Raw genomic sequence first — 15022 nt, 5'->3', positions numbered from 1 at the left:
GACTGGCGCCGGGACGGGCAAGGGCTGAACATCTGCGCATGACGTTCGACATCGTGTTCGTGCTCGGTCTGGCGCTCGTGGCTCTCGTCCTGTTCGCCATCGATCGGCTGCGGCTGGACCAGGTCGCGATGGCGATACCGGTCGCCCTGCTTCTGGGCGGCATCCTCACGCCGGCCGAGGCGGTCTCGGGCCTCTCGAGCCGCGCAACCGTGACGGTGGGCGCGATGCTCGTCCTCGGCCTGGGGCTCCGCAAGACCGGCCTCGTGGCGGCGATCGGGCTGTGGGCGCGAACCGCTCCGCTCGGCGGGTCGTACAGCCGCATGTTCGTGCTCTGCCTCATCGTCGCCTTTCTTTCCCCTTTCCTCAACAACACGGCCGTGGTGATGGTCTTCATCCCGGTCTTCATCTCGCTCGCCGAGCAGGCCGAGGAACCGGCCTCCATGTACCTCATGCCGCTCTCCTTCGTCTCCATCCTCGGGGGGACCGTCACGCTCATCGGAACGTCCACGAACCTCGTGGTACATGGAGAAGCGGTGAGCCGGGGCTACGACGACCTGAGCATGTTCTCGATCGCCCCGCTGGGCCTGATCTGTCTCGCCGTGGGACTGGCCTACCTCTTCACCGTGGGCCGCAAGCAGCTGCCTCGCCGCGAGCGCCCCCCGGACCTGTCGAGCAAGTACCAGGTCCGGCGCTTCGTCACCGAACTGCTCGTGGCGCCGGATTCGCCGGCGACCGGCCAGTCGCTGGCCGAACTGGGATGGGGCGAGCGGTATGCGGTCACCGTCCTCGGGATCGAGCGGGGCCAGGAGGACATCACGGTGCCGCACGGAGAGCGCCACATACGTCCGGGCGACCTCCTGTACGTACAGGGATCGGCCGACCGGCTGCTGGATCTCGCCCGGCGGCAGCGTCTCGTGACCCCCACCGAGCGCACACACGGGCAACTCGACCTCACGGCGGGAGGCGGTCGGCTCGTCGAGATTCTCGTGGCGCCCGGCTCGGCCCTCGTCGGCCGCACGCTCAAGGATCAGAGCTTCGCACAGCGATACGATGCGACGGTGCTCGCGATCCAGCGGCACGGCGTGACGGTGACCGAGCGACTGGCCGAGATCGAGTTCCGGGTGGGCGATCTTCTGCTGATGCACGGGACCACGCCCGCGCTCGAGCGGCTGGCCGACGATCCCGGGTTCATCCCCATGTCCGAGGTCAACACGCAGCCCGGAGGACGACCGCGGGCCGCGGTCGCCGCGGCCATCATGGTCGGTGTCGTCCTGATGGCCGCTCTCGGCGTCCTCGACATCATGACCTCCGCCCTCACCGGCGTCGGACTGATGGTGTTCACGCGTTGCGTGCGCGTCGAGGAGATCTACGCGGAGGTCGATTGGCTGGTGATCTTCGTGCTCGCGGGGCTGATCCCTCTGGGCGTGGCGCTCGAGTCCACGGGGGCGGCCGCGTGGATCGCGGGGTGGGTGGTGACCCTCACATCGACCCTGGGGGAGACCGGGCTGATCGGGGCCTTCTACCTGGTGACGGCCGTACTGACCGCCATCGTATCCAACGCGGCTACGGCGGTGATGCTCACACCCGTCGCGATCGTGGCAGCGACGCAGGCCGGCATGAATCCGTACGCGCTGCTCGTGGCCGTGATGTTCGGGGCGTCGGCGTCGTTCGTGACCCCGTTCGGCTACCAGACCAACGTCATGATCTATGCTCCGGGTGGATACCGCTTCTCTGACTTCATGAAGGTGGGTGGCGTGCTGAACCTCCTCATGCTGGTGACGGCCACCCTTCTCATCCCGATCTTCTGGCCCAGCTGACCGGCTGGCCGCCCGCCGCCGCCCGCCTCGGGGGCCGAGTCCTGCCACGTCATGTGCCGACTTGGCCCGTCCGGTCCCGCGACCCTATCATCTTCGCCTGCGTGGGCCCTCGACAGGACACTGAAGCGCCGACATGCTGGAACATCTGCTCGAAACCGAGGTCGCCAAACGGCCGCCGACCGTGCGGCTCCAGGGCCGTATCCTCTTCCTGACCGAAGACCCGGACCTCATCCGCCGCCAGCTCGCGGGGGAAGACCTCGACTGGGATCCGTCGATCCCCCTGCGGGACGACATCTCGACGGACGAGATCACGCCCGGCTGGGTTTGCTACCACTTCGACGAGAAGCTGGGGGAATACCCGTATGTAGGCCTCCTGTGTGGCGATGAGCGGCCGATCGGCCGCAACGACATTCGAAACGGCGGCTTCGCGTGCTCGGTGTCCGGCAAGCGGCGCGGCAAGGGGTCGAGCCGGGAGGCGTCGCCGTACGCCGAGCACGCGGCGGGCCTGCGTGTCGTCATCGGAGAGAACATCGAGCGGATCTACGGGGAGAACTGCGCGAACATCGGCCTGCTCGCCTCCACCGATTTCTCACTGATCGAGAAGATCCGGCGCGGGGTCGAGATACCGCTCGAGGCCTTCATCGGGGACGCGGGACGTATCCAGCGGGACATCATCGAGTATGGCGGCCTGCTCGAATACGCGGTGGCGCGGCTCAAGGGGCTCGTCGCTCTCCCCGAGATCGACACGCCGGAGTCCCGGCCGCAGACCATCGCGGAGAAGATCCTGGCCCGGCACTGGGTGACCGACGCGGCGTCCGATGCCCTTGGCGTGCCGGCCGTGAAGCCCGGCGACACGGGGTTCGCGCGAGCGGATCTTCGCTTCTCTCACGAGTACGTGACGCCCATGGCGTCAACGTTCTGGGAGGACTTCGCCGGCGACGCGGGGCTCAACGACACGGATTCGATCCTCTTCTTTCGGGACCACCTGGCCTTCCTGGACGAGGTGATCACGGAGGAACGCAAGGCTGCGGGGCTGCTCGATGCGGCGCACGCCCTTCACGACCGTCAGCGCGAGTTTGCGGCCGCCAAGGGGGTTCGCCTGCACGGCGAGTTGCCGGACCGGACCGGGAGCGAGGGGATCTGCCACATCGTGATGCAGGACCGGTACGCGCTGCCCGGGCAGGTCATCATCGGGAGCGATTCGCATACACCGCATTCCGGCGCGCTGGGGTGCGTCGCCTTCGGCGTGGGCACATCCGCGATCGTCAACGCCTGGGCTACACGAGACGTCCGGCTGGAGGTGCCGGAGTCGATTCGGGTCCACATGACCGGCACACCGCGCCCCGGCGTGGTCGCGAAGGACCTGATCCTGGAGCTGCTCCGTCACCCGACCGTGAAGAGCGGGGAGGCCATCGGTCGGATCATCGAGTTCGCGGGAGAAGCGATCGACGCCATGTCGATCGATGAGCGGGTGACGCTGACGAACATGGCGGCCGAGGTGGGGGGCTTCACCGGCATCGTCGCGCCCGACGAGAAGACCATCGCCTGGCTTGCCGGGCGGCGGGGCATGTCGGCGGACGAGGTGCGGGTTCTGTGCGAGGGTCTCCACAGCGATCCGGAAGCGGAATACGCGGCGACGATCGGGATCGACGCGAGCCGGGTGGAGCCCCTGGTCGCGACCCCCGGCGACCCCGGGAACGGCGTGCCGATCTCCGCTCTCGGCGAGGACATCGAACTGGACCTGGTGTTCATCGGGTCCTGCACGGGCTCCAAGCGTGCGGACTTCGCGCTGTACGGCGAGGTGGCCCGCAGAGCACTGGAGGCGGGCCGGCGTGTTCCCGATTCCGTGCGGGCGTACGCGCAGTACGGTTCGATCGACGTCGAGGCCTGGAGCCGCGAACGGGGTCACGACACGGCACTCCGCGACGCGGGGTTCGAGGTACTGGCCCCCGGCTGCGGGGCCTGCATCAACGCGGGACCGGGAGTGTCGACTTCGCGGCGGCAGGTCACGATCAGCTCGATCAACCGGAACTTCCCGGGCCGGAGCGGTCCCGGGCAGGTCTACCTCGCAAGTCCGCTGACGTGCGTGGCCTCGGCGATCGAGGGGCGGATCGTCGCCTACGACCCCCAGGCCTGGGCGGGCGGTTAGGCCGGCTCCACCCTCACCGGACAGACCTTCAGTTCGGCCGTGTGCGTGATCGGGTCGTAGCCGCCTCCGGTGAGGAAGTTCACCGGCACGTCGTTGAAGCTGAACGACGCGAACACGGTTCCGGGCGGAGAGCGGTCATTCGCCTCGACCTTGATCCGTACCTGGCCGCGCGGGCTCGACATCGTCGCCCAGCCGCCGTCCCGGAGACCCCACCTGGACACGTCCGCGGGGTTCATCTCGAGACGTTCTTCCGACAGCAGGTACTCGATCCCCGCCGAGCGCCCCGTCTGGGTGCGCGTGTGATACGCGGGCAGGCGGCGTCCGGTCGTGAGCCAGATCGGGTACGCCTCGGAGATCGTCTCGGCCGGGTCCCGATACCGGATCATCTGGAAGATCCCGCGCCCGTTCTCGAACTCGCCCTCGTGGAGGATCGGTGTGCCGGGGTGGCCCCGCTCGGGCACCGGCCAGTGGTACTCACCGTGCTGGATGCGGTCCCAGTCGAGGCCCCGGTAGATCGGCGACAGCGAGCACAGCTCGTTGAAGACCTCCTTCGCCGACTCGAACTCGAAGCCGTCCAGTCCCATCCGCCGGGCGATCCGGGACACGCACCACCAGTCGGGCCTGGCCTCGCCCGGCGGCTCGACCGCCTTCCGGAGACGCTGCACGCGCCGCTCCGTGTTCGAGCACACGCCGTCCGTCTCCGCCCAGGCGGTGGCCGGGAGCACGACATCGGCCAGTTCCGCCGTCTCGGTGAGGAAGATGTCGATGACGACGAGGTGGTCGAGGCTCCGGAGCGCGTGCTCGCAGTGCTCGCGGTCGGGATCCGTGACGACGGTATTCTCGCCGTTGATGATCATGGCCCGGATCCGGTCGCCGCACATGTCGAGCGCCTGCACTTTGGTCGGGCCTATTTCGAGGTCGACCTCCCGCCCGTAGGCGGCCGCAAACAGCGCCTGGCTCGCCGGGTCGAGGACGGACCGAAAGCCGGGGTAGTTGTTCGGAAGCGCCCCGCAATCCCCCGCGCCCTGGATGTTGTTCTGTCCCCGCATCGGGTTGATCCCGGTTCCCTCGCGCCCGACGTTGCCGGTCATGAGGGCGAGATTGCAGAGACTCTGGACGTTGTCGACGCCGCAGATGTGCTCCGTGATCCCCAGCGTGTAGTAAATCGCGCCGCGCTCGGCCGCGCCGTACCACCTCGCGGCCTGCTCGATCAGCTTCGCGTCGACCCCCGTAATCGATTCCGCCCATTCCGGCGGGTACTCCAGGACATGCTCCACGAAGTCCTGGCCCTCCACCGTGCGGTCGGCCATGAAGCTGTCGTTGACGAGCCCCTCACGGGCGATCACATGCGCCATCCCGAGCAGCAATGCGACATCCGATCCGACCCGCAGGGGCAGGTACACATCCGCCATCTCGGCGAGGGGAATCCGACGGGGATCGGCGACAATGAGCTTGGCGCCCCTGGCGACCGCCCGCTTGATTCGGGTGGCGGCCACCGGGTGGCACTCGGTCATGTTGGTCCCGATGCAGAAGATCACATCGGGCTTTTCCATGTCCTCGAGCGGATTCGACATCGCCCCCCGTCCGATAGAGGCCGCCAGACCGGCGACCGTGGGGGCGTGTCAGGCACGGCTGCAGTTGTCGATCTGATTCGTGCCGAACGCGCCTCGGATGAAGCGCTGCATCATGTAGGCCGCCTCGTGCGGCGCGCGGCCCGATGCGATGCCGTACACGGAGTGCCGGCCGTGGTCCTCCAGGGCCGACGTGAACCCCGCCGCCGCCCGGTCCAGCGCCGTGTCCCAGTCCGTCTCGTGAAGTTCGCCGTCCTCGCCGCGCACCATGGGATACGCGAGCCGGTCGGGATGCTGCACGAAATCGAACGCGAACTGGCCCTTCACGCAGAGGGCGCCTTCGTTGGCGGGCCCATCCATCGCCGGCTGCACGCCGATCAGCGTGTCCCCACGGCTCATCAGGTCGACGGAACAGCCGACCCCGCAGTACGGGCAGACCGTCCGCGTCTTCTTCGTCTCACCGGGGACCGCGGCGTTCGCGAGCGCCTTGATGTCCGCGAGCGCCCCGGTGGGACAGGTCTGCACGCACTGCCCGCAGAAGGTGCAGGCGGAGTCCCCGAGCAGGCCCTCGAACTCCGTCGTGATCTGCGTCTCGAACCCGCGGTTCATGACGGAGATCGCGTAGTCGCCCTCCTGCTCCGCGCAGACCCGCACGCAGCGGTAGCACGAGATGCAGTTCTCGTAGTCGCGGAGGATGAAGGGGTTGTCGTCGTCGGGACGGCTGCGGCCCGATCCGGCCCCCGCGAAACGGCCCGTCCGGGCCTCGTAGCGGTCGAGAAGAACCGCCATCTCCTGCGAGGCATACCCGGACAGCGGGTCGACGTCGGTGTCGCGGTTCTCGGACGCGACCATCTCCATCAGGACGCGGCGGTGCATGTCGAGCCGCGCGGATCGCGTCTTGATCCGCATGCCCGGTCCCGCCCGCATGGTGCAGGAGGCTACCGGGTTGCGGGCGCCGTCGAGTTCGACGATGCAGAGGCGGCAGCCACCGAAGGCCTCCAGGCGCGGATCGTAGCACAGCGTCGGGATCTCCTTCTGGTGCCGCTCGGAGACCTCGTAGACGCTCTCCCCACGACGGACGCCCACCTTCGCGCCGTCAAGCGTGATCTCGAAATCGAAGCCGGAGTTGTTGCCCGTCGTGTCGCTCAATCCAACCTCTTGGAGGCCTGGAGACCCCGCGCCGCTGGCCGCTGGAAGCTGCCGGACCAACTAACATGGCAGTCCGCGCCCGTTGCGACAAATGTCCGGCCCCGCGCCCTACCGGGCCGCGGTTACGTGCCTCGAAACCCGATCCCGAAAATAGCGGAGCAGACTCTCCGTGATGAGGGGAGCGGCCTGCCCCAGCCCGCAGGCGCTCGTTTCCTTCATCGTCACGCCAAGATCGTGGACTTCATCGATCCAGTCGCCGACATCCGACGGACCCCCGCCGTGCAGGCGTTCGGTGAGGCGCTGCGTGCCGATGCGGCAGGGGAAGCACTTGCCGCACGACTCCTCTGCGAAGAACTCCATGGCGGAATGCGCGACCTCCACCATGTCCCGGGAGTCGTCGAAGACCATGATCCCGCCCGCGCCGAGGAACGACTCCTTCGATCGGATCGAGGGCTCGTCCAGCGTCACGTCGAGATCCTCCCCCGCCAGAAAGCCGCCCGACAGCCCGGCCATCGTGACCGCCTGGATCGCACGGCCACCGGGTACGCCGCCGGCCCCGTCGTCGATCAGCGTCATCAGCGGAAAGCCCATCGGAACTTCGTAATTCCCGGGTCGCTCGATGTCGCCCGAGAGCGAAATCACCTTGGTGCCGGCGTGTTCGCCGTTACCGAGTCCCCGGTACCAGTCGGCTCCGTGCGCCAGGATGTGTGGTATCGAAGCGAGTGTCTCGACGTTGTTCACCACGGTGGGGAGGTTCTCGTATCCGTGCGTCACCGGGAAGGGCGGGCGGTTGCGAGGGAACGGGTGCTTGCCCTCGAGACTGTTGAGCAGGGATGTCTCCTCCCCGCAGATGTATGCGCCCGCGCCGCGGCGTACCCAGAGGTCGAACGGCCGCCCCGGCCCGAAGGCGGCAGGCCCGATCAATCCCTCGGCCCGGGCCTCGTCGAGCGCTCTCTCGAGAATCTCGAACGTGTCGGGGTATTCATATCGGAGGTAGATGAAACCTCGGGTCGCCCCGGTGGCGAAACCGGCCGCCAGCATCCCCTCGATGACCGCGTGCGGATCGTAATCCATGAGCGCCCGGTCCTTGAAGCACCCCGGCTCGCCCTCGTCGGCGTTACACACGATGGACTTCGGCTCGCCTGCGGCTTCCGCCACGGCCCGCCACTTCCTCCCGGTCGGGAAACCGGCGCCACCCCGGCCGGCGAGGCCGCTCGCGTCGATCAGATCCAGCACCTCCTCCGGGCGCCCGCGGAGCGCTGCCGCGAGCCCCGAGTAGCCACCGGTCGCGCGATAGCCCGGGAGCGTGGCCCGCCCCGGCGCCCGGATGTGCGCGAACACACACTCTTCGATGCCGGGAGGCGGATCGGGAGGAAGAGGGGAGGGGCCGGACTGGAGTTCGGCGACCGTCGCTCCGCAGCGAACCTGGTCTCGTTCCAGCACCGGGATCGGCTCGTCGCAGCGCCCTGGGCAAGGCATGGGAAGCGCCCCGGGTAACCCGGCCAGCAGTTCGTCGGCGCCCCGGAGTGCGCATACGGGCCCCGTGCACACCCGCGGGTGCCCGCGTCCCCCCGGCTTACGCGCGAAGTGATGGTAGAACGTCACCGTGCCGAACAGGTCGGCGATCGGGATCCGGAGATCGTCGGAGATCGTACGCAGCGCCTCCTCGGACAGGTGCCCGTCGCGCTCGTGGAACGCGTGCAGAAGCGGGAGCAGGGGAGCGGATTCGTCTCGCCACTTCGCGAGGAGATCCGCGTCGGAGGGCGTTGTCATGCCGTCATAGTTACCCGTCGCCGCTCGCGGCGGCAACGAAACCGACCCCGGCGCGACCGCCGTCCGAACCGTACCTTCGAGCCATGATCTCGCCTCGCCGGAACACCGCCCGCGTGGACATCGATCGCGTCTCCGACACATCGAGCCGCAGACGGCGTGATGCCGTGGCGGTCGAGGAGCCGCTCGAAATCCGAATCGCCACCGCCGCGGGCGAGGAACATCAGGTCGCGGTCACGATGCGCACGCCCGGGGATGACTTCGATCTCGCCGCCGGGTTCCTCTTCTCGGAGGGTCTGCTGGCCCATCGATCCGATGTGGCCGACCTCCGCTACTGCGTGGAGGTCGAGACGCAGGAATACAACATCGTCACGGTCCAGCTGAGCGAAACGGGCCGCTTCGACCCGGCGGAGCTGACCCGCAACTTCTACACGACGTCGAGCTGCGGTGTCTGCGGCAAGGCCTCGCTCGAGGCGATCGAGATTCGCGGTTGCGCACCGATACCGGCGGAGGGTCCAGCCGTGACCGGCGAGATCGTACGCTCTCTCCCGGAAGCGCTTCGCAGCCGCCAGGCCGTGTTCGAGCGTACGGGCGGACTTCACGCCGCAGGTCTCTTCGACGTCAGCGGCGAGCTTCAACTGCTCCGCGAGGATGTCGGGCGCCACAACGCACTCGACAAGGTGATCGGCGAGCGTTTCCTCAATGATGGCTTGCCTCTGGGCGATATCGTTCTGGCCGTGAGCGGCCGCGCGTCGTTCGAGATCATGCAGAAGGCGCTCGCCGCCGGCATACCGATCATCGTGGCGGTCGGCGCGCCGTCCAGCCTCGCCGTCGACGTGGCGAAGGAGTTCGGGATGACGCTCATCGGCTTCGCGAAGCCGACGGGTTTCAACATCTACACGGGCCGCCACCGCGTCCAGTGAAGAGCCGGATCGGCCCGGCGCCGTCAGGCCCGCGTCACGCCGGCATCGCGCCGGCGAGGGTCAGCGTCTCCAGGCCTCCCGCCCGGGAAGGCCGCGACTCACCAGCACCTCGATGTCTGGATCGGAGAGCAGTGCGGCGGCGGACGCGGACGCGAGGCTGCCCGTGAGTGCGTCGCGCAGGATGCCCCGCACCCGGCCGCTGGACCGGTCACGCACGATGGCCATGGAGGCATCCGTCTCCGGGTCCAGCGTAGCCGTGCCGCCGGGCCCCGAGAGCGTCACCTTCGCGAGGCCGTCGCCCCACTCGGGCTCGACTGGGAGGGCAAATACGAATCTCGACCCGCCCTCGCCGTGGGCCACCTCCGGCATCTCGAAGCTCGTGGAGAACAGCACCCGACCGTCCCCCGCCGTGCCCTCGAGTTCGTAGGCGCCGCCCGAGAGCGGCCCGGAGACGGGCGCATCGACGACGAACGCCGGTTCCAGGAACGGCGTTCCGTCCGGCTCGATCCCTCCCCATAGCAGAAGCGTCCGCGTACCGACCGCCGCCGCCCCTGCCGAGGCGCGTTCGTAGTAGCGTCTGAACTGCGTCGCCTGCGTGAAGAAGTAGTCGCTGATCCAGATCGGCTCGCAGTAGCCCATCAGATCCGCGACACTCGGGTCGACGAGTTCTCGCCGCTCGAAGTCGTACCCCCAGGCCCCGCTCGCTCCCTCCGCGTGCGGAAATGCCGGATCGGCTCCGCCGGCACCCCCGCAGGGCGCGTGAGGGAGGCTCATGTTGTGGCCCAGTTCATGCACGTAGGTGTTCGGGTCCGGCGCCGAGAAGCTGACGGGGATGTGAGAGTATGCCAGGCCCACCGAAACGGATGGCTCCGCCATCGTGCCCTTGTAATATCCGGTCCCTCCCTCCAGTCGGCGGATCACCTCCGTCTCTGCCAGCAGATCGAGGGTGCTCCGGCTCTCCGTCACGACGGGATCGTGCAGGGTGACGGTGAACTCCCCGACCGGAAGCAGCGACCCCACCAGCGCAAGAAGCTCGTGGTCCGGCGAGAGACCCTCGGTGATGTCCAGGATCGACGAGTCCGGCACCACGCTCCACAACATCGGAACCACCGTCAGATCGAGCAACGGCATCATGAGTACGTCGATCCGGGAACGCCCCTCGGCGGGGATTCGTTTCGGTACGCCCAGCCCGGGGTCCAGCGTCCCCTCCGGATCGATCTCGACGACCATCTCCAGTCCCGGCTGGATCACCCAGCCCGGCACTTCCTGGTTCGAGGACAGGTCGAGCGAACTCTCATCAACGGCGGATGGTATCTCCGCGGTCCCGGCCGGGATGTCCGCCCGATGCACTTCCTGCCCGTCGTGGTAGAATCGCGCAAGCACCGGCGGAATCGTCTCGCCCTCGGCGTCGGGGGCGGTCAAGAAGACCCGAAGGAGGGCAGGATCGTCGGCGACCAACGGGACGGGGTGTGTCCGCGACTGGATCGCCTGGATCAGATACGCCGTCGATGCCGCCGCTCCAGCCTCTACACAGCGTGCCAACCGGCGCTGGGGGCGGCCCTCCAGCCAGGCGATGAAGGTGGGGTCCGCCGGGGCGCAAAGATCCGTACCACCGGCCAGGAACCCGTAGACCGACCGAAGATTTCCCAGGGACACGGGGACCGGGCCGGCGAGCCCCGGATTGTCGTTCAGGACGAGCCCGCCGAGCCTCTCCAGGTTTCCCAGTTCCGCGGGTAACGCACCCGAGAGGCGATTCGCAGACAGGTCCAGCCAGGTGAGGGAGGCTAGTGAGCCCAATTCCGGCGGGATCGGCCCCGTCAACGCATTCGACCCCAGATAAAGCGTCTCGAGTTCGGGGAGGTCGCCCAGTCCCGGCGGGATCGGCCCCGTCAGTTCGTTATTCCCGGCCCCGAGATGTCGAAGGTTCGCGAGATCCCCCAGTTCCGACGGGATCGAACCGGTGAGTTCGTTATCGTTCAGCCAAAGCTGCGTCAGGTTCGCCAGACCCCCCAGCTCCGAGGGAATCGGGCCGTTCAGGGCGTTCTCGAAGAGCCACAGAACGGAGAGATTGCCGAGGTTACCGAGTTCGGTGGGGATGGGGCCGGACAGGTCGTTACCCCCGAGGGACATCCGCCCGAGATTTGCGAGGCGGCCGAGTTCGGCGGGGATGGGACCCGTGAGGTCGTTGTTCGCGATGCGGAGCGAGGTCAGGGATGAGAGGCCGCCGAGGGTCGACGGAATCGAACCCGTCAACCGGTTCGAGGAGAGTTCGAGGGTTCCGAGGCTTCCCAAGTCTCCGACTTCGGAGGGTATCGGGCCCTCGAGCAGATTGCTCCCAAGCAGCAGCTGACCCAGCGCGGCGAGGTTGCCGAGTTCCGGCGGGATGTTGCCCGCCAACTGGTTGTGGTCGAGCCACAGAAAACTCAGACTGGCGAGGTTGCCGAGTTCCACCGGTATCGAACCGACCAGTTGGTTACGGCCGAGAATCAGGTAGGTCAGCGACGAGAGCCTGCCGAGTTCCGCCGGGATTTCCCCGGCGAGGTCGTTGTCGGCCAGGCCCAGGCCCCGCACCCCGCCCGCGGCATTTGCCTCCACCCCGTACCAAGTTCCCAGCGGTTCGTCCGTCAGCCAGTTGTGGCTTTGCTTCCAGTTCGGGCCATCGGTGGCGTGGTAGAGCGTCTCCAGAATCTCCCGATCCGTAAGGGAGCACTGCAGGCCGGAGCCATCGTGCGACGCAAGGGCCGTCAACCAGTCACGGAACCGTTCATCGTCCGGGACGCACAGGTCGGTGTCGGCGTAATGGAACTCGCGCAGCGGCAGTTTCTCGAGCGCAACGGGAAGCGGCCCCGTCAGGGCGTTGCCGCCGATCCGGAGTTCCGTGAGCCGGGTCAACCGCCCGATGGAGCCGGGGAGGGGTCCCGCGAGTCCGTTCCCGGCCAGGTCGAGGGCCACGGCGCGGCCCAGGGAGTCGGCACGCACGCCTTGCCAGGTCTCGAGCACGACGCCCTCGCCCCAGCCGCCGGAACGATGCCAGTTCTCGCCGCCGGTGGTCCGATACAGCCCGGTCAGCACCGCTACGTCCTTCCGGTTGCAGTACTCCTCGAATTCGGCGATTCGGATGTCCTCCACCCAGCGCGCGAAGGCTGTCGTACCGGGGACACAGATGGATGTCCGCAACGTGGCCACTTCCTTCAAGCGTTCGAGGCGCAGAAACGCCTGAGGGACAGGGCCCGTGATGTCGGTCCAGTAGACGACGAACCTCTCCAGGCGCGCGAGATTCGCGAACTCGCCCGGGATGCGGCCGCTTAGCGAGGTCCTGTAGACGTGGAGTTCCCTGAGATTGGAGAGCTTCCCGAGTTCCGGGGGGAGGGGGCCGGTCAACCGGTTTATCCCGAGGCCCAGAACCTCGAGGTGTTCCAGCGTGGCGAGTTCGGGCGGGATCGCGCCACGCAGGGCGTTGCGGATCAGGTTCAAGTCTCCGAGGTGCCGGAGCCGGCTCAGCTCCGGCGGTATCGGACCCACGACGTTGTTGGCCTCGAGATCCAGTTCCGAGACTCGCCCTTCCTCGTTGACACCCACGCCGTGCCACTCCGCGAGCGGCCGGTCGGTCAGCCAGTTCTCGTCATGGATCCAGCCCGGTCCGTTGGTGGCCTCGTACAAGGCGGTCAGGATCATGCGCTCCTCGTCGAATACCTCGACGGTAACTTCCGCCGAGGTCACACCCGCTGTCGCGGTGATCATCGCGGTGCCAACGCCGATGGCGCGTACGAGCCCCGCCGCGTCCACGGTTGCCACGGACGGATCGCCGCTCTCCCACGTCACCGACGCCCCGGTTACGACCTGCCCGCGCCGGTCCAGCACTTCGGCGACGAGCCGAGCGGTGTCACCGAGCGCCTCGAGCCGCAGGGAGTCGGGCGACACGTCGAGGGTGCCGACGACCTGATTCACGGTCACCGCGGCGGTGTCCGACGCGGCTCCCGCGCTGGCGGTGATGGAGACCGTGCCGTTGCCGGCCGCGGTGACGAGGCCCGCCGCGTCCACGGTCGCCACGGACGGATCGCCGCTCTCCCAGGCCACCGAGGCGCCGGTTATGACTCGCCCGCGCCGGTCCAGCACTGCGGCGACGAGCCGAGCGGTGTCACCGAGCGCCTCGAGCCGCAGGGAGTCGGGCGACACGTCGAGGGTGCCGACGACCTGATTCACGGTCACCGCGGCGGTGTCGGAGGCGGCTCCCGCGCCGGCGGTGATGGAGACCGTGCCGTTGCCGGCCGCGGTGACGAGGCCCGCCGCGTCCACGGTCGCCACGGACGGATCGCCGCTCTCCCAGGCCACCGAGGCGCCGGTTATGACTCGCCCGCGCCGGTCCAGCACTGCGGCGACGAGCCGAGCGGTGTCACCGAGCGCCTCGAGCCGCAGGGAGTCGGGCGACACGTCGAGGGTGCCGACGACCTGATTCACGGTCACCGCGGCGGTGTCGGAGGCGGCTTCCGCGCCGGCGGTGATGGAGACCGTGCCGTTGCCGGCCGCGGTGACGAGGCCCGCCGCGTCCACGGTTGCCACGGACGGATCGCCGCTCTCCCACGTCACCGACGCCCCGGTTACGACCTGCCCGCGCCGGTCCAGCACTTCGGCGACGAGTCGAGCGGTGTCACCGAGCGCCTCGAGCCGCAGGGAGTCGGGCGACACGTCGAGGGTGCCGACGACCTGATTCACGGTCACCGCGGCGGTGTCGGAGGCGGCTTCCGCGCCGGCGGTGATGGAGACCGTCCCGTTGCCGGTCGCGGTGACGAGGCCCGCCGCGTCCACGGTCGCCACGGACGGATCGCCGCTCTCCCACGTCACCGACGCCCCGGTTATGACTCGCCCGCGTTGGTCCAGCACTTCGGCGACGAGTCGAGCGGTGTCACCGAGCGCCTCGAGCCGCAGGGAGTCGGGCGACACGTCGAGGGTGCCGACGACCTGATTCACGGTCACCGCGGCGGTGTCGGAGGCGGCTTCCGCGCTGGCGGTGATGGAGACCGTGCCGTTGCCGGCCGCGGTGACGAGGCCCGTCGCGTCCACGGTCGCCACGGACGGATCGCCGCTCTCCCAGCTCACCGACGCCCCGGTTACGACCTGCCCGCGCCGGTCCAGCACTTCGGCGACGAGTCGAGCGGTGTCACCGAGCGCCTCGAACTGCAGCGTGGACGGCATGATCGCCAGCGACGCGGGACGGCTGGGCTCTGGAGGAGGCGGTGGTGGAAGTGGGGCGGTCGTGTCTTCTCCGCAGGACAGCACGGCGATCATCGAGGCGAGCACCGTCCCGGTGCAAGCGTGCCGAGCCCTCTGTCGCCTGGCTCGCGGGCTAGACGGTCCTTCTGTGCTGGAGAAAGATATTTTACCCCCTCGCCGAAGTTCACCTCCCTCTCTGCTATATCGCGACACAGGTAATATATCGCGGTCCGATCTATGATGTTGCGCTGCGCATTCCGACGAAGCCGACCACCGGTTCCGACAAGCCGATCGGTGATTCCGATTCATGCCGATCGCCTTGGAGGAGCGGAGGTCCATAGCCCGGATATCTCAGTGCGCCGTGGGAAGGCGCGCTTTCCTGGTGGGTGCGAATCCCACCCAGCATCTGTCGCTCCGGCTGGTAGCGGCCAG

Annotated in this window: 6 protein-coding genes; 3 read left to right on the top strand and 3 right to left on the bottom strand. The window is 68.3% G+C overall.

Annotated elements, in window-relative coordinates; all coding sequences use genetic code 11:
* The first annotated feature begins 38 nt into the window (after positions 1-38).
* Both ACOQPP_RS13755 and ACOQPP_RS13750 read left to right on the top strand, forming a co-directional pair.
* On the top strand, positions 39-1817 hold the full coding sequence (locus ACOQPP_RS13755) for an SLC13 family permease (RefSeq protein WP_420636744.1): 1779 nt from the start codon (positions 39-41) through the stop codon (positions 1815-1817).
* A gap of 133 nt (positions 1818-1950) precedes the next feature.
* A complete protein-coding gene (locus ACOQPP_RS13750) occupies positions 1951-3966 on the top strand; it encodes an aconitase family protein (protein ID WP_419165943.1) in 2016 nt (671 codons plus the stop codon).
* Here the strand turns inward: ACOQPP_RS13750 and fdhF are convergent.
* Positions 3963-6686, bottom strand: coding sequence for a formate dehydrogenase subunit alpha (gene fdhF / locus ACOQPP_RS13745; RefSeq protein WP_420636743.1), 2724 nt, complete (start codon positions 6684-6686; stop codon positions 3963-3965). The genes ACOQPP_RS13750 and fdhF overlap by 4 nt on opposite strands.
* 108 nt (positions 6687-6794) lie before the next feature.
* Positions 6795-8459 (bottom strand): NADH-ubiquinone oxidoreductase-F iron-sulfur binding region domain-containing protein, encoded by a 1665-nt coding sequence (locus tag ACOQPP_RS13740; RefSeq protein ID WP_419165945.1) that lies wholly within the window; start codon positions 8457-8459, stop codon positions 6795-6797.
* Between the two features lie 83 nt (positions 8460-8542).
* On the opposite strand from ACOQPP_RS13740, the gene fdhD reads away from it, so the two are divergent.
* Positions 8543-9379 (top strand): formate dehydrogenase accessory sulfurtransferase FdhD, encoded by an 837-nt coding sequence (gene fdhD / locus ACOQPP_RS13735; protein ID WP_419165946.1) that lies wholly within the window; start codon positions 8543-8545, stop codon positions 9377-9379.
* Positions 9380-9439: 60 nt separating this feature from the next.
* Here fdhD and ACOQPP_RS13730 read toward each other — a convergent pair whose 3' ends face one another.
* Entirely contained in the window at positions 9440-14572 is a 5133-nt protein-coding gene (locus ACOQPP_RS13730; RefSeq protein WP_420636742.1) for an Ig-like domain-containing protein, read from the bottom strand.
* Between the last annotated feature and the right edge of the window lie 450 nt (positions 14573-15022).

It is taken from the genome of Candidatus Palauibacter sp. (genome assembly GCF_965222475.1).
Classification (GTDB): domain Bacteria; phylum Gemmatimonadota; class Gemmatimonadetes; order Palauibacterales; family Palauibacteraceae; genus Palauibacter.
Note: the sequence above shows the minus strand (reverse complement) of the source record. Positions and strands in the feature narration are given on the sequence as shown.